This is a genomic window from Nocardioides sp. 616 (assembly GCF_002930065.1).
In the GTDB taxonomy this organism is placed as follows: Bacteria; Actinomycetota; Actinomycetes; order Propionibacteriales; family Nocardioidaceae; genus Nocardioides; species Nocardioides houyundeii.
The window spans coordinates 114369-135822 of record NZ_POAG01000019.1 but is presented as its reverse complement, the minus strand read 5'-3'; the positions used below and the strand labels follow the sequence as shown (position 1 = coordinate 135822).

Below are 21454 nucleotides of genomic sequence, written 5' to 3'. Positions count from 1 at the left end.
CCAGATCATGGCGAAGGGCCCACCCCGCGGCGGTGACGAGCACCGGAGCGAGGTGGGCCCCACAGGGGCGGTCGCCGACTAGAGTGCAGCCTCGTCGGTGTCGCCGGTCCGGACGCGGACGACGGTGTCGACCGGGCTGACCCAGACCTTGCCATCCCCGATGCGCCCGGTCTGGGCGGTCTTGACCACGATGCCCACGACGTCCTCGACGTCGGCATCGTCGATGACGATCTCGATGCGGATCTTGGGCACGAGTGCGATGTCGTACTCCGCACCACGGTAGACCTCGGTGTGGCCCTTCTGACGGCCGTACCCGCTGACCTCGGAGACGGTCATCCCGGCGACCCCGAAGGTCTCCAGGGCCTCCCGGACGTCTTCCCACTTGTGCGGCTTGATCACCGCGGTGACGAGCTTCATGCGTTGGCTCCTTCCTTGGGCTTCTGCGTGGTGGCGGTGCCGACGAGCGTTCCGCGACGCCCGCCGCTGGTGCCTGCAAGGTCGTAGCCGGACTCGCCGTGCTCGGCGAAGTCGACGCCCTCGACCTCCACATCCTCCTCGACCCTCAGACCCATCGCCTTCTTGATGGCCAGGCCGATCACCAAGGTGACGATGCCCGACCAGATGACAGCGAAGAGCGCGACCAGGAACTGGACCACGAGCTGCTTGATCCCATCGCCGTAGAACAGGCCGCCACTGGTGGCGAGGAAGCCGATGCCGATCGTGCCCACCAGGCCACCGACCAGGTGGACACCGACCACGTCCAGCGCGTCGTCGTAGCCGAGCTTGTACTTCAGCCCCACGGCCAGGGCGCACAGCCCACCGGCCACCAGACCCAGCACGATGGAGCCCACCGGCGAGAGCGAACCGCAGGCCGGGGTGATGGCGACCAGGCCGGCCACCACACCGGAGGCAGCACCCAGCGAGGTGGCCTTCTTGTCGCGGATCTTCTCCACCGCCAGCCAGCCCATGATGGCCGCACACGTGGCCACGGTGGTGTTCAGCCACACCAGGCTGGTCTCGCTCAGGAACTGCGCGCCGTCCGCCTCCGCGCTGGCACCGGTGAAGACCACCGAACCGACGTTGAAGCCGTACCAGCCGAACCACAGCAGGCCGGCGCCGATCATGGTCAGCGGCAGGTTGTGCGGCTTGATCGGCTCCTTGCCGAAGCCCAGGCGCTTGCCCAGCAGCACAGCCAGGACGAGGCCCGCGACACCGGCGTTGATGTGCACCACGGTGCCGCCGGCGTAGTCGATCGGAGCCACCGCGGCTCCGCCGTCACCCGAGAAGATCAGGTCGGCCAGCCCGTTGCTGGCACCGCTGAGGAAGCCCCCGCCCCACACCATGTGCGCGAGCGGGAAGTAGGACAGCGTGACCCACAGGGGCAGGAAGACCAGCCAGGCGGAGAACTTGAGGCGGTCGGCGACCGCCCCGCTGATCAGCGCCGCCGTGATGATCGCGAACGTCATCTGGAACCCGACGAAGATGTAGTCCTGGCCGCCGACGTCGGAGAGGCCGAAGGTCTCGAACGGGTTGTTGAAGAGCATGGCGACGTCCTCGGAACCGTAGGACATGGACCAGCCCCACAGAACGTAGACGATGCCGACGACGCCGGCAGCCGAGAACGACATCATCATCATGTTGAGAACCGACTTCGACCTGCTCATGCCGCCGTAGAAGAGGGCGAGAGCGGGCGTGGTCATCATCAGGACGAGCGACGCCGCCATCAGCATCCAGGCGTGGTAGCCGTAGTCCATTGGACCTCCAGTTGCTTCGGGGTGTGATGGAAGAACCCTCGTGGAGCGAGGTTTCACCGCCCCGCTGCGTGTGTTGCGCGCAAGAAACAACTTTCGCCCGTGTGTTACGGACAGATGAACAGATACTCACGTCGGTCGGCGGTCGTGGCGCCGCGCTCGGGTGAACTAAGGTGCTGGCTTGTGAGGATCATCGGGACCCTGATGGTGCGCGACGAGGTCGACATCGTCGCGGCCATGGTCGAGCACCACCTCGCACAGGGCCTGGACACCATCATCGTGACCGACAACGCCTCCGTCGACGGCACCAGAGAGGTGCTGGAGAGCTACGCCGAGACTGGCCTGGTCGAGCTGCACCACGATGCCGAGCACCGCAAGCAGCAGCGCGACGTCGTGACCAGGATGGCCCGCCGGGCCCGGACCCGGTTCCGGGCCGACTGGGTGCTCAACCTGGACGCCGACGAGTTCCTGGTGCCCCGGGACCGCTCGCTCACGGTGCGCGACGCCCTGGAGGCCACTCCCCTGCACCTCAACGCCTTCACGGTTCCCGTGGTCAACCTGATCGGTCCGGCGGGCTGGTCCGGCAGCGGCCTCTCCCGGCTGGTGTGGCGCGACCAGCGCAGCGACGAACAGCTCCACGCGATCGGGCTGCACGCCCAGCCGACCCCCAACGCCGTGCACCGCGGCGAGAGCGACATCGTGGTGCAGCAGGGGAACCACTTCACCTCCATGTCCAGCAACGGGCAGCCCGACCCCGCGGTCTCCCTGGAGGTCCTGCACCTGCCGTGGCGCTCCTGGACCCAGTTCGAGCGCAAGGTGGTCAACGCCGGTCGCGGCTACGAGGCGTCGCCGGACCTCAAGCCCAGCCCGAACCACCACGGCATGGCCGACTACCGGCGCTGGAAGGACGGCGCCCTGGAGGACTCCTACCTCGCCCGGAGTCCGCAGCACCACGAGCTGCTGGCCGGCGAGGAGGCCGGCCAGTTCCGCCACGACCCCTGGCTGCACGAGCACCTGAGGGCGCTGCGACCGGCCGCGCTGCGACCCGAGCACCTGGAGGAGGTGCTGGACTCCGACCTGGAGTCACCGGTGCCGCCGCAGCTGCCCGACTCCCCCTTGCGCCGTCACCTGGAGCTGGAACGGGCCTCGCGTCGCCCCAGCGGGGAACGCACCGCCTGACCTGTTCGCCCCGGCAGGGACTCCTCAGCGGTCGAAGCCTCGTTCGCGCCGGGTCTCCAGGGCGATCTCGACCAGCCGCGCCGCGCGCGCGGCGAACGAGTGCTCACGGTGCACCCGTGCCGCCACCGCACGCCGCTCCTCGTCGCTGCCGAAGATGCTGTCCGGATCGGCCGACGAGCTCAGCTCGACCAGGTGCTCTCGAGACGTCATCACCTGGACCGAGCGACCGAAGAGACCACCGAGGCCCTCGACGTCGTCGGTGATCACCCGGGCCCCGCTGGCCGCGGCGTCGAAGAGGCGGTTGGAGACGAACCCCTCGATCCGCATGTCCTCCCAGTGGTCGTTGAGCACCACCCCGGCAGCCCGGTAGGCCGCGCCCAGCCGGGTGTTGGGCAGGTAGGTGTCCTTGATCAGCCGCCCCGCCACGAAGGGGCGCCACTGGGTGCCGTAGACCGAGATCGGCAGACCTGACTCCACGGCTGCCCGCACGATGGGCCGGTACTCCTTGCGCGACCCCCCGACGAAGAGCACCGGGTGACCGGTGTCGGGGACCGCGAGGTCCGGGTGGAAGAGCGCTGGGTCGGTGGCCTGGAGCATGGGCTCGACCTCGATCCCCCAGTCCTTGGACCGGCGCGCGGCCCAGGTCTCCGAGGCCGCCAGCAGTCGGTCGTAGGAGACCGCCTCCGCCGTCGGCAGCATCTCGGGGTGGGAGATCACCCATCCGATGGTGACGTGCTCGAACGAGGGCCGGTACGGGGCCAGACCGCGGAGCACGAGCGAGACGTCGTCGAACCTGCCGGTGTAGCGCTCGTGCTCGGGCCGGTGGTCGATCACGACCTGCTGGCCCAGCTCCCGCAGCGCGACGGCCAGGGCGCGGGCGAAGTGGGTGTCCCCCCACCGCTCCGCCTCGGGTCCGAAGGGCGCGGGATTCTTGATCGCCCAACGCAGTCTCGGGGGGTGCTCGTTGACCTGGTGCCTGGTCTCGCGCACCAGCACCGGCTCCGGGACGCCGAGACGACGCTGCTTGCGGTGCCGGAAGGAGACCGCGTGGTCCACGACCCGGAAGCCTCGCGTGGCCCACAGGTGCACGTCGTCGCCGGGGGTACGCCGTTCCCAGCGCTCCAGGAAGAGCGCCCGGTTCGTGTCGAAGGCGTCGTACCGCCCGGGAGTCTGGGACTCGAAGTGCGTGACCCGGGAGTCGGGGCGGACCACGAAGCGACCCGGCCGCAGCTGGGCCAGTCGCAGGCACAGGTCGATGTCCTCCATGCCGTTGCGGTAGACCGGATCGAACCCGCGCAGCTCGATCGCGTCGCGGGTCCGCAGCGCCAGCGCCGCACCAGTCAGGGCCGCGAAGGAGAGCTGCTCGACGCCCTCCGCGTCCTCGACGGGGAAGCCCTGGAGGAAGGCGTGCGGGAGTCCTCCCGTGGCGGGGAAGGCCACGCCCGCGGACTGGATCACCCCGGTCGGGTAGAGCAGCAGCGACTGGGCACCCAGCACGTCCGGGTCCTCCAGGGCCGCGACCAGGGGATCCAGCCAACCCGGGTCCACCGCGGTGTCGTTGTTCAGGAAGACCACCGTCGCGCCGCGCACGTGCGGCAGGGCGAGGTTGTTGCCCAGCGCGAAGCCGTGGTTGGTGGGGAAGTGCAGCACCCGCACCTGCTCGAAGCGGGCAGCGAGGGAGTCCAGGATCACCGAGGTGTCGGCGTCGCAGCCGTTGTCCACCACCAGGCACTCCACGCGCGGGGCACCCTCCTCCTCCGCGGCCGCCATCACGCTCTGGACCGCCTCGGCGGTCATGGACCAGTCCGCGTAGGTGGGGATCACCACCGAGACCAGGCCCGGGTCGCGGTCGTGGCGCGCCAGGTCGTCCCAGTCCACCAGGGAGCGGTTGAGGACCACGTCGGCCCAGGACGCCACCTTGGCGTGGTCCAGCGCGGGTCGGTCGCCCGCCGGACGGCGCCGGGCCTCGAGCGCCCACACGGCGTGCCGGGTGAGGCCCAGGAACGGCACGACCCGCACGCCCTCGGCCCGCGCCAGCCGGGTCATCAGCCCGAACGTCCAGGCCCCCGGGAGGTCCTCGTCGAGCCCGCCGAGCCCGGTGAACGTGTCGCGCCGGACCAGCAGCCGCCCCAGGTCGACGGTGCTGCGGTCGGCCACGGTGGCCCGGGGCAGCGCGTTGCCGACCAGGGTCGAGGAACCGTCACGACGTACCCGCCTGAGCACGTCGGCCAGGGCCCGGTCACCGTCGACCTGCCCCACTGCGGTGAGCAGCCGGAGCCGGTCGGGGTCCCAGGTGTCGCCGGCCTGCAGGAATGCCAGCCACTCACCGGTGCACCGCTCCACGGCCCGGTTGACCCCTCCTGCCGGCGGTTCGCCCTCGGCGGCCACCAGCTGCCAGGTGCCGGGCTCGAGCTCGGCGTCCAGAACGTCGTCGAGCTGCGGGATCCGCCCGCCGTCGACCACCACGACCTGCCAGCTGGCGAGCCGCTGAGCGCGCACGGAGCGCAGGGAGGTGGCGAGGTGGCCCACGTCGCTGCCGGCGAGGACGACCACCGAGACCAGTGGCCCGGTCCCGGGCACGTCCGGGTCGATGTGTGCGTAGCCGTCCACCAGCTGCTCGCCCCGCCGCAGGTCCTCCCGGGTGGTCTTCCGGCGGCTCTGGGAAGCGGCCCGCTCGACCCACTCGGCGCGACGCGCTGTGATCCAGGTGAGCAGGCTGACGGCCTGCTCGCCGTCGCGCGCCACCAGCCACTTGTTGGCCGGCGCTCCGGCGGCCGCCCCGATCTCCTGGTAGTGGCCGATGGGGCCATCGGGATGGGCGCTGGCGCCCGGCGTCCGGCGCAGGTAGCGACGGGTGTCGAACAACGGGTGGGTGGGGGTCCGGTAGGGCTTGCGGCGCAGGTAGACCAGGAACGCGTCCCGCTCCCCCAGGTCGGCGGCGTGGTGCTCGCGGAACCAGGCCCGGTCGAAGAGCGGGTTCGGCGAGCACCGTTTGGAGACCGGCGTGCGCAGGTAGTGGCGCACCAGGTCCAGCCGGCTCCCAGTGACCCCGGTGACCTGTGAGTACCACTCCTCGTCGAACAGGGGCGAGGCCATCAGGAGCCCTGCCTCACCGCCCAGCGGCACGCCGTGCTGCTGGGGTCGGCGAGGCGTCAGGACGCGGTCCACGGCGCGACGGACCCGGGAGATACGCGGTCGTTCCACCTTGCGTGCCTTCCCTCGTGCCGTGCCGTGTCGTCAGATCAGCCCAGGAGTGCGTCGACGAAGGCCTCGGCGTCGAACGGAGCCAGGTCGTCGGCGCCCTCGCCGAGACCCACCAGCTTCACCGGCACCCCCAGCTCGCGCTGGACAGCCACGACGATACCGCCCTTGGCAGAGCCGTCGAGCTTGGTCAGCACGATCCCGGTCACGTCGACGACCTCGGAGAAGACCCTGGCCTGGATCAGGCCGTTCTGCCCGGTGGTCGCGTCGAGCACCAGCAGCACCTCGGTGACCGGTGCCTGCTTCTCGATCACCCGCTTGACCTTGCCCAGCTCGTCCATCAGCCCGGCCTTGTTCTGCAGGCGTCCGGCGGTGTCCACCAGCACGGTGTCCACCCCACGGGCGCTCCCCTCCTTCACCGCCTCGAACGCCACGCTGGCCGGGTCGGTGCCCTCGGGGCCGCGCACGACGTCCACGCCGACCCGCTCCCCCCAGGTGACCAGCTGCTCGACCGCCGCGGCCCGGAAGGTGTCGGCCGCGCCCATCACCACGGTGCGGCCCTCGGCCACCAGGATGCGCCCGATCTTGCCGACGGTGGTGGTCTTGCCCGCACCGTTGACGCCGACCACGAGCACCACGCCCGGCTGCCCGTCGGCACCGCTGACCTGCAGTCGCCGGTCCATGCTGGGGTCGACCAGGGTCAGCAGCTCCTCGCGCAGGACCGCGCGGGCGTCAGCCTGACTGCCCTCGGTCCGCAGGCGCGAGCGCAGCCGGTCCACGAGCTCCTGGGTGGGTGCTACGCCGATGTCGGCGGTGAGCAGGGTGTCCTCGATCGACTCCCACGTGTCCTCGTCCAGGCGATCGCGCGAGAGCAGCGCCAGCAGCCCGCGACCCAGCGCTCCCTGGGAGCCCGCCAGCCGCTGCCGCAGCCGTACCAGGCGGGAGGCGGTGCCCTCCGGACGCTCCACGAGGGGGGCGGCAGGCGCCTCCAGCGGGGTCTCGACCGGCGCCTCGGCGGACGTCCCAGGCGGTGCCTGCGTGGTCGTGGACGAGATCACCCCCGTGGTGTCTCGCGGCGCCGGCGGCGTCTTGCGTCGTCCGCTGGCCAGCAGCCCGGCCGTCGTCGCGACGACGAGGACGGCGATGCCGATGATCAGGTACAGCCATTCACCCATGGCGCCAATCCAACCAGATGCCGCGCCGGCGCCGACCCGCAGCGTGGCCGGTAGGCCGGTCCCCCCGCTCAGGTGACCCGCTCAGGCGCCCACGCCGGCGATCGCTCAGCGCTCAGGTGCGCTGCGGGGGCCGAACTTCCAGTCCGCGTGCTCGTCGTCCTCGGACGGGATCACCGGAAGGGCGTCGACGCCCTTGCGCATGGCGTCCCCGACGACGGGGACCACGGGCATCTCCTCGCCGCGGTACGGGAACGCCACATAGGCGAGCACAGCGGCGCCGACCACGAGGATCAACAGCATCGCGAGGATGACGGGCAGCACGGTGGAGCTCCTAGCGGGTCCGAGATGTCAACCAGTCCACCATGACACAGGGAGCGCAGGATCTACGAGCCCGCCTGCTCCCGTGAGGTCACTCCGCGGGGCGCAGCAGCGGGAGCACAGCCTCCCGGATGACCTGGGGCACCGGCACCACCGGTCGGTCGCCTGCCCCTCGGGCGTTGTCGACGTACACGTGCACGAAGCGCCCCTCGGCGGCGGCCTGGTCCCCCGGGCCCTGGAAGAGCCCGATCCGGTAGACGATCGAGGACGTGCCGACCTTGTCGACCACCAGTCCCGTCTCGATGGGCTCGGGGAAGCCGAGCTCGCGGAAGTAGCGGCAGCTGGTCTCGGCCACCACCCCGATCTGGGGCAGGAGCCGGACGTTGGTGCCGCTGGCCTCGAACAGGTGCGCGTTGACCGCGGTGTCGAAGAGCTCGTAGTACGTCGCGTTGTTGAGGTGTCCGTAGGCGTCGTCGTCGCGCCACCGGGTGGTGACGGTGCGCCACGCGACGTAGTCCCGGCGCGTCGGCGGTGCGGGTCGCGCGCTCATGGCGTGCCCACTCGGGCGGGCGCCGGTCGGGCGACCTCCTCGCGCAGCCGTTGGCTGATCACGGCCGAGACCCCGTCCCCGCGCATGGTGACGCCGTAGAGAGCATCGCCGACCTCCATCGTCCGCTTCTGGTGGGTGATGACCAGCAGCTGCGAGGTCTCGCGCAGCTCCTCGTAGATCTGCAGCAGGCGTCCCAGGTTGGTGTCATCCAGGGCAGCCTCCACCTCGTCGAGGATGTAGAACGGCGAGGGGCGGGCTTTGAACAGGGCGACCAGGAAGGCGACCGCCACCAGTGAGCGCTCGCCGCCGGAGAGGAGCGAGAGCCGCTTCACCTTCTTGCCGGGCGGACGCGCCTCGACCTCGACACCGGTGGAGAGCATGTCGCCGGGGTTGGTGAGGACCAGCCTCCCCTCGCCACCGGGGAAGAGCCGGGCGAAGGTCGAGTCGAACGCCTTGGTGACGTCGGCGTACGCCTCGGTGAAGACCTGCTCCACCCGCGCGTCGACCTCCCGGACGATGTCGAGGAGGTCCTTGCGTGTGCTCCTGAGGTCCTCCAGCTGCTCGGTGAGGAACTTGTGGCGCTCCTCCATGGCGGAGAACTCCTCCAGGGCCAGCGGGTTCACCCGGCCGAGCATGCTCAGGGCACGCTCCGCGGACCGCAGCCGCTTCTGCTGCTCCTCACGGACGAACGGTGTCGGCTCGGGCCGCTCCTCCCCCTCGGCGACCTCCCCGGAGAAGGGGACCGGGTTGTGCGGGCCGTACTCGGCGACCAGCGCCTCGGCGGCCAGGCCGAGCTCCTCCAGCGCCCGCTCCTCCAGCTGCTCGATCCGCATCCGTTGCTGGGTGCGCGCCATCTCGTCCCGGTGCACCGAGCTGACGAGCTCCTCGAGCTCGCGGCCCAGGTCGCGCACCGTGGCCCGGACCGTCAGCAGCTCCTGCTCCCGGCCGTGCCGCGCCCGCTCGATCTCCGCCCGCTCCTCAGCGGCCTGATTGACCGAGCCCTCCAGGCGGTGCAGGACGACGGCGACGGCCGCCCCCACGGCCTCGGCCGCCCGGCCCTCAGCCAGCACCCGCTCCCGCCGCGCCCGTGCCTTGGCCCGGCTGTCGCGCTCCGCCTGGGCGGTGCGCAGCAGGGCGTCGGCGCGGCCGTGGATCGCCCGGGCTCGCTCCTCGGCCGTGCGCAGCGCCAGCCTGGCGTCCATCTCGCCCTGGCGCGCCGCCCGGGCGGCCTCGACCAGCCGCTCACGCACGGAAACGTCGGGCTCCTCCGCAGGCGCCTCCTCGGCGCGGGCCAGGCGTCCCTCCAGCTCGGCGAGACCGGCCAGGTCCTTCTCGCGCGCCTGCGTCGCGGTCTCGATCGCCCGCTCCAGGCGCTCGGCCTCACCGCGCGCGGACCGCACCTGGGAGCCGTACTGACCCAGCTCCTCGGCCACGGCGGCCAGCGTCGCGTCCGACTCGTGCAGCTTGGCCAGCGCGACGTCGACCCGCTTGAGCGCCTCCAGCCGCTCGGCGTCGAGGCGCGATGCCTCGAACCCCAGCCGCTCGGTCTCCGCGGTGGCCGCGGCCAAGCTGGTCGCGGCCTCGTCGTAGGCCGCCTGCACCTCGAGCAGGCTGGGCTGGCTCGAGGAGCCGCCGGAGGCACGGTGGCTGCCCAGCAGGTCCCCGGACCTGGTCACCGCGGTGACGTCCGGCACGGCGGCGACCAGGGCGCTGGCGGCGTCGAGATCGTCGACCACCGCGGTCTTGTGCAGAAGTCCCCGGACCGCGGTGTCGAGCTCGGGCGGGCAGGTCACGACCTCGACGGCGTACCGCGCGCCGGCCGGCAGGTCGGGCCATGCCTCCTCGGATGCCGGGCCGCCACCGAGGAGCATCACGGCGCGTCCCAGGTCGGCGTCCTTGAGGTGGGCGATGGCCTCGACGGCGGCCGCGGGCCCGGAGACCGCCACGGCGTCCGCGGCGGAGCCGAGGGCAGCCGCCACGGCGGCCTCGTGCCCGGGCTGCACCGTGAGCAGCGCCGCTACCGACCCCAGGACGCCGGAGACGTGCCCGCTGGCGGCGAGCAGGGCGCCGCCGCCGTCCTTGCGGTTGAGACCGAGCTCCAGGGCGTCCTTGCGGGCGATCAGGCCCGCCCGTTCCCGGTCCGCGGCGGTGGCACGCTCCCGCAGCGTCGCCAGACGCTCCTCGACGTCGTCGAGCGCGTCGACCGCCGCCTCGTGCTCGGCATCGAGGCCCTCCTCCCCCGCGTCGAGTCCCGCCACCTTGGTCTCCAGCGCGGTGAAGTCGTGCTGTGCCCGCTCGGCGCGGGCCCGAGCCTCCTGACGCGCGGCGTCGAGGCGTCCGAGCTCCTCGTCAGCCGCGGCGGCTCGCGATCTCAGGGCGTTGACCTGGCCGTGCAGCCGGGCCAGGCCCTCGCGGCGGTCGGCAGCCGCCCGCTCGAGCGCGGCCACCCGGCGGTCCTCGTCGGTGGCGGCGTCCTCGGCGGTACGACGGCCGGTGACGGCGACCTCCAGGGCGGTGCGCAGGGCGTCGACCTCGGCACCGATCTCCCGCTCGGACTCCCGGGCCCGCGCAGCCTGGGCCTCGAGCTGCTCGGGGTCGCGCCCGGACTCCACCGACTCCTGGGAGGTGGCCTGGGCGTTGCGCACTCGTTCGGCTGCCAGTGACTGGGTGCCGCGCAGCCGCTCCCGCAGTCCCGACAGGGCGAACCAGGACTCCTGGGCCGCGGCGAGCGCCGGCAGGTCCTCGCGCAGCGCGGCCTCCAGACGAGCCTCTGACTCCCGGGCCGAGGCGAGGGCGGCCTCGACCTGCTCGCGGCGCTCCAGGAGCACCGACTCGTCGGCCATCTCCTGCTCCAGGGCGGTGCGGGCGGTGACCAGGTCGTCGGCGACCAGACGGGCACGGGCGTCGCGGACGTCGGCCTGGACGGTGGCGGCCCTACGGGCCACCTCGGCCTGCCGCCCCAGCGGCTTGAGCTGACGCCGGATCTCGCTCAGCAGGTCGTTGAGCCGGGTGAGGTTGCCCTCGGTGGAGTCGAGCTTGCGCAGCGCCTTCTCCTTGCGCTTGCGGTGCTTGAGCACCCCCGCGGCCTCCTCGATGAAGCCGCGCCGGTCCTCCGGCGTGGCGTGCAGGATCGAGTCGAGCTGTCCCTGCCCGACGATCACGTGCATCTCGCGGCCGATGCCCGAGTCCGAGAGCAGGTCCTGGACGTCCAGCAGGCGGCACGAGCTGCCGTTGATGGCGTACTCGGAGCCGCCGTTGCGGAACATGGTCCGGCTGATGGTGACCTCGGCGTAGTCGATGGGCAGCGCGCCGTCGGTGTTGTCGATGGTGAGGACCACCTCGGCCCGGCCCAGAGGGGGTCGGCCGGAGGTCCCGGCGAAGATGACGTCCTCCATCTTGCCGCCGCGCAGGGACTTCGCGCCCTGCTCGCCCATCACCCAGGCCAGGGCGTCGACGACGTTGGACTTGCCGGACCCGTTGGGTCCCACGATGCACGTGATGCCCGGTTCCAGCTGGAGCGTCGTGGCCGACGCGAAGGACTTGAACCCCTTCAGGGTCAGGCTCTTCAGGTACAAGGCTCGGGCTCCCGGGGTGAGAGGACGTACGACGCGCTGGACGCGAGATCCTCGGGGACGCCGCCTCGGGACGCCCAGCGCGGCTCACCCTACCCGCAGGAACGGTGGCTGACCGGGGTACGGCGTCAGGCGTGAAGCATGTCCTGGAGCGACTCGTCGTCGAGCAGGGTCGCCGCCTGCAGGTCGGTGAGCCGGTCGTTGTCCTGCTGGAGCCGCAGCACCAGCGCCTCGAGCTCGCTCACGCGCATCCTCAGACGGGCGTTCTCCCCCTGGAGGCGGGCGTTGCCGCCACGCACGTCGGTGCTGAGATGTCCCAGAAGTGCCTTGGCCATCGGGAGCCTTTCGGGAAAAGATGTGGGGACTTTGGGCCCTGTTTCGAGCCGTCTCCCAGAGTCCCACCGTCGGCCTCGCTGGGTCAACTTCCCACCGCCACCACCCGGCGCCGCCGCGGCGGGACCTGACAGACCGGGCAGAAGTACGACGACCGGTTCATGAACGCCACCCGCCGGATCGGGGTGCCGCACCGCTCGCAGGCCTGGCCCTCGCGCCCGTAGGCGTGCAGGCTGCGGTCGAAGTAGCCGGACTCGCCGTTGACGTTGACGTAGAGGGAGTCGAAGGACGTACCCCCCTGCTCCAGGGCAGCCAGCATGACCGCCTGGGCCTCGGCGATCACGCCGAGGGCCTGCCCCCGGGTAAGACGGTTCCCGGGCCGCTCCCCGTGCAGCCGGGCCCGCCACAGCGACTCGTCGGCGTAGATGTTGCCGACTCCGGAGACCAGGTTCTGGTCCAGCAGCTGGCGCTTCACCGCCCCGGGCCGCTGGCGTATCCGACGGCCCACGGCCTCGGCGTCGAACTCCGGGTCCAGGGGGTCGCGGCCGATGTGGGAGATCACCGACGGCAGCGCCGCTCCGCCCGGGGAGGTCATCAGCCCACCGAACATGCGTTGGTCCACGAAGCGCAGCTCCGCCCCGGTGGAGAGCGCGAACCGCACCCGGAGGTGTCGCTCGTCTGGGGCGTCGGCCGGCTGGACGAGCATCTGGCCGCTCATGCCCAGATGACCCAGCAGCGCGTCCACGTCGTCGAGGACCAGCCAGAAGTACTTGCCCCGACGTCGCACCGCGGTGACTGTACGGCCGGTCATCGCCTCGGTGAAGCCGGACGGGCCCAGGGGGTCACGCCGGAGCGGCCGTGGGTGGAGGACCTCCACCCCGGTCAGCGAGGTCCCTACGACATGTCGCTCCAGGCCCCGCCGGACGACTTCGACCTCCGGCAGCTCAGGCACGCCGTCAGGCCCTGTCGCCGGTCCCGTCGGGGGACGTGCCGTTCACCCTCGCAGCGCGCGCGGCGAGGATCTCGCCGTACGCCGTCTCAGCGGCGGCCTGCTCGGCCTCCTTCTTCGACCGGCCGGTGCCGTGGCCGTAGAGCGCATCGCCCACGCGCACCTGGGCGGTGAAGGTCTTGAGGTGGTCGGGGCCGTCGTCCTGGAGGACGTAGTCGGGAACGCCGAGGGCGTGCTCGGCCGCGAGCTCCTGCAGCGACGTCTTCCAGTCGAGCCCGGCACCCATGGCGGCAGCCGCCTCCATCAGGGGGTCGAAGAGCCGGTGCACGACCTCGGCCGAGACCTCGAAGCCCCCGGAGAGGTGGATCGCCCCGATCACGGCCTCCACGGTGTCAGACAGGATCGAGGCCTTGTTGCGACCGCCCGTCGACTCCTCGCCGCGGCCCAGCTTGATGTGCTGGCCGAGCTCGATGGTGCGGGCCACCTCGGCCAGGGCGCGCGCGTTGACGACGGCGGCCCTCAGCTTGGCCAGCCGACCCTCGGAGAGGTCCGGATGGGTGGTGTAGAGCGTCTCGGTCACCACGACGCCGAGCACGGAGTCCCCGAGGAACTCCAGCCGCTCGTTGGTGGGCAGGCCACCGTTCTCGTAGGCGTAGGACCGGTGGGTGAGGGCGCGCTCCAGCAGCTCGGGATCCAGGACTGGATCGCCGAGTGCTGTGCGCAACCGCTCCGTGCTCAGAACCGGGACCTGGGTCAGAGGACCTGGCGGCGGTCGGCGCGCGCGCCGTACTGACCGCACGCACCGCAGGCGCGGTGCGGGAGGTGCTTGGCACCGCACGCCGGGTTGGCGCAGGTCACCAGGGCAGGCGCGACGGCCTTCCACTGCGAGCGACGGTGGCGCGTGTTGCTGCGCGACATCTTCCGCTTGGGGACAGCCACTGTGATCTCCTCATGCCTGGGCCATTTCGGCCACTTGCTCTCGTGCCGGTCGGGGGCCCGACCGGGTCAGTCCTCGTCCTGCTGTAGGGCCGTGAGGCCCGCCCAGCGCGGGTCGATCGCAGCGTCGTGCCCATGGTCGGGGTCATCCGCGAGCCGGGCGCCACACTCGACGCACAACCCGGGACAGTCGTCCTGGCACAGCGGCTGGAACGGCAGTGCAAGCACCACCGCCTCCCGCAACAGGGGCTCGAGGTCGAGCAGGTCTCCCTCGAGCTTGCTGACCTCGTCGTCCAGTTCCTCGTCGGACTGGTCGTGTTTGACGTCGGCGTAGACGAACAGCTCCTGGAAGTTCACGAGGAGCTCGTCCTCGATCTTCTCCAGGCACCGCACGCATTCACCTTCGAGCTCGGCTTCCGCCGTTCCCGTGACCAACACGCCCTCCATGACCGCCTCGAGCCTCAGGTCAAGCTCGACCTGGGATCCTTCGGGGACACGGAGCACTTCGATGCCAAGCTCTGCCGGCGCCGGAACAGAACGGACCACTTCACGTTGGGACCCCGGGCGGCGGCCGAGCTCGCGCGTGTCGAGCACGAGCGGCGCTCTCGGGTCCAAGCTGCTCAGTGGTCCACTCTCAGTTCAGGTGCAACAGAACTTGCAGATCTTAACCGGCCGCACGCTCGGCGAGCAAAACGGTTGCTCATGCCGGTGCCGCCGCTCGCTCGGCCAGGCGCGCGGTCAGGCGCTCCAGCACGAATCCGGGGACCAGGGCGGAGACGTCGCCGCCGTAGGTGGCCACCTCCTTGACCAGGCTCGAGGCCAGGAAGGAGTACTCGGGGCTGGTGGGCACGAAGACCGTCTCGATCGGTGCCAGGCTGGCGTTCATCTGGGCCATCTGGAGCTCGTAGTCGAAGTCGCTGACGGCGCGCAGACCCTTGACGATGGCCTGGATGTCGTTGCTCCTGCAGAAGTCGGTCAGCAGTCCGGTGAAGCCGTCCACCCGGACGTTGGGGAACTCCTCGCAGGCCTCACGGAGCATCGAGATGCGCTCCTCGGCGTCGAAGAGCCTGTTCTTGGACTTGTTCACCCCGACGGCGACCACGACCTCGTCGAAGATCTTGGAGGCACGTCCGACGATGTCGAGGTGACCGTTGGTGACCGGGTCGAACGAGCCGGGGCACACGGCGCGGTGCAACGTCACTGCTCCTCCTCGGCTGGGGGTGCGGCCCCGGGGTCGGCGCCGCCCGCGTGACCGTACCAAAGCACCGTCTCGCCGTAGCGACGCTCCCGGTCGTAGACCAGGCCCGCCGGCCAGACCAGCGGCTTGGTGCGGGCCGAGCGCTCCACCACGACCAGGCCGTCGGGCACCAGCCATCCCTGGGCGACCAGGGCGGCGAGGTCGTCCTCCACGGCCTCGTTCGGCAGCGGATAGGGCGGGTCCAGGTAGACCACGTCGTAGGGAGCCGACGGGACGCCCCGCAGCACCGCGGCCACGGAGGCGGCGCGCACCTGCGCCTTGGCGAAGCCCAGGGTGCGGGCGTTCTCCGAGATCAGCGCGGCGGTACGCCGGTCCTGCTCGACCATGGTGACCACCCCGGCGCCCCGGGACCAGGCCTCCAGGCCCACCGCCCCCGAGCCGGCGTAGAGGTCCAGCACGCGCAGTCCCTCCAGGGCGCCGCACCAGGCCTCGACCGCGGAGAAGAGCGCCTCCCGCACCCGGTCGCTGGTGGGGCGGGTGGCCGAGCCGCGTGGCGTGGCCAGTCGCCGGCCCCCGGCGGTGCCGCCGATGATCCTCGTCATGCCTTCTCCATGAACTCGGACTCGGTGCTCGCCTGCATCCGGTCCACCGCGTCCGCCAAGCGGGGCCAGGTGGCCAGGGACGGGTCCTCGGCGAGCAGCGCCTCCGCCGCCTCGCGGGCGGCGACGATCGTCTTCTCGTCGCGGAGCACCCTGAGGTTCTCCAGGCTGGAGCGGAAGCCGCTCTGGTTGGCGCCCAGCACGTCGCCCTCGCGACGCTGCTCCAGGTCCACGCGACTGAGCTCGAAGCCGTCCGTGGTCGCTGCCACGGCGTCCAGCCGCATCCGGGCCTCGCTCCCCGCCTCGGCGTGGCTGACGAGCAGGCACAGCCCGGGCAGGCCACCCCGCCCGACGCGGCCGCGCAGCTGGTGCAGCTGGGAGACCCCGAAGCGATCGGCGTCCAGCAGCACCATGGCCGTGGCGTTGGCGACGTCCACCCCCACCTCGATCACGGTGGTGGAGACCAGGACGTCCAGCTGGCCTGCGGCGAAGGCCCTCATTGTCGACTCCTTGTCCTCCGGGGTCATCCGACCGTGCAGCATCGCGATCCGCAGGCCCGCCAGGGGACCCGTGCGCAGGTGCTCGGCCACCTCCTCGACCGCGGCGAGCCGGCGCTTCGGGGCGACCACCTGCCCGTCCGCGTCCAGCTCGAGCTGGTCGGTCTCGCCCTGCTCCGACACGTCGCCGCTGATCCGCGGGCACACCACGTAGGCCTGGTGGCCCCCGGCCACCTCCTCCGCGACCCGCTGCCAGACCCGGTCGACCCAGTGGGGCTGGTCCACCAGGGGCACCACGTTGGTCTGGATCGGGGCCCGTCCGGCGGGCAGCTCCCGCAGCACCGAGACCTCGAGGTCGCCGAAGACCGTCATCGCCACGGTCCGCGGGATGGGCGTGGCGGTCATCACCAGCACGTGCGGCGGCGTTCCCGCCTTGCTGGTCAGGGCGGCGCGCTGCTCCACGCCGAAGCGGTGCTGCTCGTCCACGACCACCAGCCCCAGGTCGGCGAAGGTGACGTTGTCCTCCAGCAGCGCGTGGGTTCCGACCACGATGCCGGCCTCGCCGCTGGCGATCCGCAGCATCGCCTCGGCCCGGGCGCTGCGCGACATGGAGCCGGTCAGGATGGCGACCCCGGTGGCGTCCTCGGCCCCGCCGAGCATGCCGCCGCCAGCCAGGTCGCCCATCGTGGCGGTGATGCTGCGCAGGTGCTGCTGCGCCAGCACCTCCGTCGGCGCCAGCAGCACTGCCTGTCCCCCGGAGTCCACCACCCGCAGCATCGCCCGCAGAGCCACCATCGTCTTGCCCGAGCCCACCTCGCCCTGGAGCAGCCGGTTCATCGGGTGCGGCTGCGCGAGCTCGTCCTCGATGACCTTCCCGATCTCGCGCTGACCAGCGGTGAGCTCGAAGGGCAGCCGGGCGTCGAAGGCCTCCAGGATCCGGCCGTGCCCGCCGGCCCGGGACTGCGCACCCTGGGCCCGCAGCACGGCACGTCGTCGGGCCAGCACGAGCTGGAGGACCAGTGCCTCGGAGAACCGGAAGCGCTTCTGCGCCGCGCCCAGCTGGCGGTGGTCGTCGGGCCCGTGGATCCACCGCAGGGCGGTCATCTGGTCCAGCAGCCCGTAGCGCTCGCGCAGGTCCTCGCCCAGGAGGTCAGGGACCCCGGTCACCAGGTCCAGCGCCACGTGCACGGTCTTCTGCAGGTCCCATGAGTAGAGGCCGGCGGTGACCGGGTAGATCGGCAGCAGGCCCTTCAGGCTGGCCGCCAGCGCCGCGTCGGCGCCCTCGGACTCCTGGGACCCGTCTCCCCCGCCGCCAAAGATCACCGCGTGCGGCCCGGAGAGCTGCCAGGAGCGGTTGAACATCGTCACCTTGCCGGTGAACATCCCGCGGGCCCCGACCGGCATGCGGGCCTGCTCGCTCTCGGCCATCGCCTTGTAGGGGGTGAAGAAGGTGAGGGTGAAGTCGGGCCCCCCGGTCCGGACCCGGACCTCCACCCGGTGGCTCATCTTGTTGGTACGACGGTTCACGAACGACTTCACCTGGCTGGAGGTGATGAGTCCCACCACGCTGAGCATCTCGCCCTCGCGGGGCTCGTCCACCTCACTGAGCTCGGCGGTGGGCACGTAGCGCCGGGGGAAGTGCCACAGCAGGTCGCCGACGGTCTCCAGGCCAAGGCCTTCGGCGACGAGCTTGCGCTTCTTCACCGACTTGCCGAAGACACTGGCGATCGGTGACTCGGGGGTGATGGCAACCATGGGCGCTACTCCACGCACATCAGGAGCGGATAGCGCTCCTGTCCGCCGTCGTAGACGACCACGTCCACGTGGGGGTGGGCACGCTCGAGGAACTCCCCGCACCTGGCGGCCAGCTCCTGGGCACCTTCCTCGCGCCCGGCCACGATGGTGGCCAGCTCGCCACCGGCGCCCAGGAGTCGGTCCAGCACCGAGATGGCGACGCTGTACAGCTCCTCGCCGACGACGGCGAAGTCGCCCTCGATCACCCCGAGCACGTCGCCGGGCTCGCAGGGTCCGGCCATGGTGATGGCCCGGCGGGCAGCGACCGTGATCGCACCGTGGCGGGCGTGCCGGGCCGTGGCCGTCATCTCGAGCACGTCGGAGTCGAAGGAGCGTCCCGGCTCGTGCACGGCCAGCGCCGCCAGGCCCTGGACCTGGGCGTGCGTCGGGATGATCGCCACCCGGGCGGCGCCGGACTCCTCCGCGGTCCGCGCCGCGATCTCGGCGACGCGCACCGAGTCCGGGTCGTTGGGGAGCAGGATGATCTCGGCGCCACCGCTGGACTCGATGGCCTCCAGGATCTGTCCGGTGGACGGGCGCCGTCCCGGCCCCGCCTCGACCACCACGGCACCGGCGCTGCGGAAGAGGTCGGCCAGTCCCGCGCCCGCGGCGACCGCCACGATGCGCCTGCCGGTCCGGTCGGAACGTCGGCGGCGGGCCTCGACGACCTGCTCGGCGAAGTGGGTGACCCGCACCCGGTAGGGGCGCCCCGCGTCGAGGCCCGCCTCGATGGCGGCGCCCACGTCGTGCACGTGCACGTGCACGTTCCACAGCCCCTCTCCCCCGACGACCACGAGCGAGTCACCCAGGGGAGCCAGGGTCTTGCGGAGCGTGGCCACGGCCGGCTCGTCCGCCTCCAGCAGGTACATCACCTCGTACGCCGGCCCGTCCGGCGTCAGGTCGCCGTCCGGAACCGGCATCGGGATCCTCGGCAGTCCGATGCGAGCAGACGTGGTCACGGGGGTCCGTCCGGTGAGGACCGTGTCGGCCGCGTCCAGGACGACGCTCAGCCCCCGCCCGCCGGCGTCGACCACCCCGGCGTCGGCCAGCACCTTCAGCTGCTGCGGAGTCCGGGCGAGCGCTGCCCGGGCCGCCGCCGCGGCGGCCGAGAAGACATCCCGCGCTCGCAGGTCCTTGCCGGTGGCCACCACGTGCTGGGCGGCGTCGCTGGCTGCTCGGGCCACGGTGAGGATCGTGCCCTCCACCGGCTCCCCCACGGCGGCATAGCTGGCATCGGTGGCGACCCGCAGCGCGTCGGCCATCACCAGCGCGTAGGACTCGCTGGCCGCGGCCCGCTCGATGCGCACGGACATGGCGCCGAGCATCTGGCTCAGGATCACCCCGGAGTTGCCCCGGGCTCCCAGCAGCGCGGCGTGCCGGAACGCCGCCAGCGCCGCGCCCAGGTCCGCACCGGACATCGCGGCCTCGCGGATCGCGTCGCGGGCCGCCGAGAAGGTGAGGAACATGTTGGTGCCGGTGTCGCCGTCGGGCACGGGATAGACGTTCAGGGCGTCGATCTCCTCCCGGGCACTGCTCAGCGCGTCGGTGGCGATGTCGACGAAGCGCAGCACGGTGTCCAACGAGATCCCCTGGGGCACCTGCTCCATGCCGACTCCTGTTCGTCACCGCGTCGTCGACGCCGCCGCCCTGGCGGAGGCACCGTCGTGAGGGGACAGGTTAGTGGGCGGACCGCCGACGCCGGAACGATCGGCACCACCGGGACGCAGAAGACCCCGTGGACGGAGTCCACGGGGTCTTCTGGGCAGTTCAGCTCAGCGCGCGACCTTGCCGGCCTTGAGGCACCCGGTGCACACGTTCACACGCTTGGGCGTGCCGTTGATCGTGGCGCGGACGCGCTGGATGTTGGGGTTGAACCGGCGCTTCGTGATCTTGCGCGACCACGGACGGTTGTTGCCGAAGCCCGGCTTCTTGGCGCAGATGTCGCAGACGGCAGCCACCGTGCACTCCGATCAGTTCGTTTTGGTTGAGTCGATGTCCTCACCGGCCTCACGAGAGGCCGGGGAGCAACCGAAGAAGAGTATCTGACCTGACGGGGAGGATGAAATCGAGGTGGTGCGCAGCGGCGTGCGCCGCTAGAAGTGCACCCAGCCGGCGGGTCCGTCGTACGTGGCTCCGTCGACGGTGACCCCCTCGCCCTCGAGCACCTCGCCCACCACCAGCCACTCGGGCGGCACCGAGGCGGCGTCGGCGAACGTGGCCAGCAGCGGGTGGTCGTCTCCCCCGCCCAGGATGAACTGGATCGGGTCCGCGCCCAGCGCGGCGCCCACGGCCTGCAGGGGCTCGGCGATCGCGAAGGCGTCGCTGCGCAGGTCGACCCGGACGCCGGAGCCGTGCGCCAGGTGGCCCGCGTCGGCGACCAGCCCGTCGGAGACGTCGATCATCGAGGTGGCACCGGCCTCGGCGGCCTCCCGCCCGGCGTCGTACGGCGGCTCGGGGCGTCGGTAGGCCTCCACCAGCACCCGGGGCGAGCGGAAGCCCCGCCCGAGGACCGCCAGCCCACCGGCGGCCCATCCCTGTCGCCCGCGCAGGGCCAGCACGTCGCCGGGCGCGGCGCCCGAGCGCAGCACCGGAGACTGGGTGCACGAGCCGATGACCGTCACCGCGATCACCACCTCCTCGGCCCGGGTGATGTCGCCGCCGACCACGCTGGCGCCGACCAGCGCGCACTCCTCGGCGAATCCCCGGGCGAAGTCCAGCGCCCAGGCCGCCGGCAGGTCCGCAGGGGCGGCGAGGCCGACCGTGAGGGAGTGGGCACGTCCCCCCATCGCGTTGATGTCGGAGAGGTTCTGCGCTGCGGCGCGGTGTCCCACGTCCTCCGCCGACGCCCACTCCCGCCGGAAGTGCCGACCCTCGACCATCATGTCGGTGGACACCACCACGTGGCCGTGACGCACCCGCAGTACCGCCGCGTCGTCCCCGGGTCCCACGAGCACGTGCTCCCCTTGGGGAAACAGCTCCACGATGGAGGAGATGAGGCCGAACTCGCCGGTATCGGCCAGGGTCGCGTCCAGGGGCAGCGGCATGGGCCCATCCCACCAGATCGGGAGCCTCCGCGGGAGCACCGGCCAGCCTTCCGGCGCCCGGACGCCGCCATGTAGGTTGACGCAGACATCACCAGAACTTTTCCGACCCCCCTCTCCGTTCCGTTCCCACCCCTAGGAGCCCCTGATGGTCGTCCAGGCCTACATCCTGATCCAGACCGACGTCGGCAAGGCTGCCGAGGTGGCTGCGGCCATCGCCCAGGTCAAGGGCGTCACCCTGGCCGAGGACGTCACCGGTCCCTACGACGTGATCGTGCGCGCCGAGGCCCGCAACGTCGACGAGCTGGGCAAGCTGGTGGTCTCCAAGGTGCAGAACCTCGAGGGCATCACGCGCACGCTG

Annotated in this window: 20 protein-coding genes; 2 read left to right on the top strand and 18 right to left on the bottom strand. The window is 71.7% G+C overall.

Annotation, left to right across the window (positions count from 1 at the left end; translation table 11 throughout):
* Window positions 1-78 precede the first annotated feature (78 nt).
* Together C5H89_RS11870 and C5H89_RS11865 are read right to left on the bottom strand one after the other, a co-directional pair.
* The gene (locus tag C5H89_RS11870) at window positions 79-417 is read right to left on the bottom strand and encodes a P-II family nitrogen regulator (RefSeq protein ID WP_101524043.1); all 339 of its coding nucleotides are present in this window, start codon (window positions 415-417) and stop codon (window positions 79-81) included.
* Window positions 414-1754, bottom strand: a complete 1341-nt coding sequence (locus C5H89_RS11865) for an ammonium transporter (RefSeq protein WP_104107229.1) — start codon at window positions 1752-1754, stop codon at window positions 414-416. The genes C5H89_RS11870 and C5H89_RS11865 overlap by 4 nt, the downstream gene beginning before the upstream one ends.
* Window positions 1755-1934: 180 nt before the next feature.
* Between C5H89_RS11865 and C5H89_RS11860 the strand changes: the two genes are divergently transcribed.
* Window positions 1935-2930, top strand: a complete 996-nt coding sequence (locus C5H89_RS11860) for a glycosyltransferase family 2 protein (RefSeq protein ID WP_240181825.1) — start codon at window positions 1935-1937, stop codon at window positions 2928-2930.
* A gap of 24 nt (window positions 2931-2954) precedes the next feature.
* On the opposite strand, the gene C5H89_RS19505 is transcribed toward C5H89_RS11860, so the two are convergent.
* The 16 genes from C5H89_RS19505 to C5H89_RS11780 all read right to left on the bottom strand — a co-directional run bounded on the left by C5H89_RS19505 (window position 2955) and on the right by C5H89_RS11780 (window position 21096).
* Complete coding sequence (locus C5H89_RS19505; protein ID WP_162799351.1) at window positions 2955-6134, bottom strand: glycosyltransferase; 3180 nt, start codon at window positions 6132-6134, stop codon at window positions 2955-2957.
* A gap of 38 nt (window positions 6135-6172) precedes the next feature.
* Window positions 6173-7306 (bottom strand): signal recognition particle-docking protein FtsY, encoded by a 1134-nt coding sequence (gene ftsY, locus C5H89_RS11850; RefSeq protein WP_104107227.1) that lies wholly within the window; start codon window positions 7304-7306, stop codon window positions 6173-6175.
* A gap of 105 nt (window positions 7307-7411) precedes the next feature.
* Window positions 7412-7627: a hypothetical protein gene (locus tag C5H89_RS11845; RefSeq protein ID WP_104107226.1), complete on the bottom strand. Its 216-nt coding sequence runs from the start codon at window positions 7625-7627 to the stop codon at window positions 7412-7414.
* An 88-nt stretch (window positions 7628-7715) separates the two neighbouring features.
* The gene (locus C5H89_RS11840) at window positions 7716-8174 is read right to left on the bottom strand and encodes a thioesterase family protein (RefSeq protein ID WP_104107225.1); all 459 of its coding nucleotides are present in this window, start codon (window positions 8172-8174) and stop codon (window positions 7716-7718) included.
* Entirely contained in the window at window positions 8171-11749 is a 3579-nt protein-coding gene (gene smc / locus C5H89_RS11835) for a chromosome segregation protein SMC (RefSeq protein ID WP_104107224.1), read from the bottom strand. The genes C5H89_RS11840 and smc overlap by 4 nt, the downstream gene beginning before the upstream one ends.
* A 125-nt stretch (window positions 11750-11874) precedes the next feature.
* Window positions 11875-12081: a hypothetical protein gene (locus C5H89_RS11830; RefSeq protein ID WP_104107223.1), complete on the bottom strand. Its 207-nt coding sequence runs from the start codon at window positions 12079-12081 to the stop codon at window positions 11875-11877.
* An 83-nt stretch (window positions 12082-12164) separates the two neighbouring features.
* Window positions 12165-13031, bottom strand: a complete 867-nt coding sequence (gene mutM, locus C5H89_RS11825) for a bifunctional DNA-formamidopyrimidine glycosylase/DNA-(apurinic or apyrimidinic site) lyase (protein WP_104107222.1) — start codon at window positions 13029-13031, stop codon at window positions 12165-12167.
* 4 nt (window positions 13032-13035) lie between these two features.
* On the bottom strand, window positions 13036-13752 hold the full coding sequence (gene rnc / locus C5H89_RS11820; protein ID WP_240181824.1) for a ribonuclease III: 717 nt from the start codon (window positions 13750-13752) through the stop codon (window positions 13036-13038).
* Between the two features lie 29 nt (window positions 13753-13781).
* A complete protein-coding gene (gene rpmF / locus C5H89_RS11815) occupies window positions 13782-13967 on the bottom strand; it encodes a 50S ribosomal protein L32 (protein ID WP_101524033.1) in 186 nt (61 codons plus the stop codon).
* A 66-nt stretch (window positions 13968-14033) separates the two neighbouring features.
* A complete protein-coding gene (locus C5H89_RS11810; protein WP_240181823.1) occupies window positions 14034-14558 on the bottom strand; it encodes a YceD family protein in 525 nt (174 codons plus the stop codon).
* A gap of 106 nt (window positions 14559-14664) precedes the next feature.
* Entirely contained in the window at window positions 14665-15159 is a 495-nt protein-coding gene (gene coaD / locus C5H89_RS11805; RefSeq protein WP_104107511.1) for a pantetheine-phosphate adenylyltransferase, read from the bottom strand.
* A 2-nt stretch (window positions 15160-15161) separates the two neighbouring features.
* Window positions 15162-15764, bottom strand: coding sequence for a 16S rRNA (guanine(966)-N(2))-methyltransferase RsmD (rsmD, locus tag C5H89_RS11800; protein WP_104107220.1), 603 nt, complete (start codon window positions 15762-15764; stop codon window positions 15162-15164).
* Complete coding sequence (locus tag C5H89_RS11795) at window positions 15761-18013, bottom strand: ATP-dependent DNA helicase RecG (RefSeq protein WP_104107219.1); 2253 nt, start codon at window positions 18011-18013, stop codon at window positions 15761-15763. The genes rsmD and C5H89_RS11795 overlap by 4 nt, the downstream gene beginning before the upstream one ends.
* A 5-nt stretch (window positions 18014-18018) precedes the next feature.
* Window positions 18019-19659, bottom strand: a complete 1641-nt coding sequence (locus C5H89_RS11790) for a DAK2 domain-containing protein (protein ID WP_104107218.1) — start codon at window positions 19657-19659, stop codon at window positions 18019-18021.
* A 165-nt stretch (window positions 19660-19824) separates the two neighbouring features.
* Window positions 19825-20010: a 50S ribosomal protein L28 gene (rpmB, locus tag C5H89_RS11785; protein WP_104107217.1), complete on the bottom strand. Its 186-nt coding sequence runs from the start codon at window positions 20008-20010 to the stop codon at window positions 19825-19827.
* A gap of 135 nt (window positions 20011-20145) precedes the next feature.
* Window positions 20146-21096: a thiamine-phosphate kinase gene (locus tag C5H89_RS11780; RefSeq protein ID WP_104107216.1), complete on the bottom strand. Its 951-nt coding sequence runs from the start codon at window positions 21094-21096 to the stop codon at window positions 20146-20148.
* A gap of 145 nt (window positions 21097-21241) precedes the next feature.
* Here C5H89_RS11780 and C5H89_RS11775 point away from each other — a divergent pair.
* The coding region (locus C5H89_RS11775; RefSeq protein WP_104107215.1) for an Lrp/AsnC ligand binding domain-containing protein at window positions 21242-21454 on the top strand (213 nt) is incomplete at its 3' end.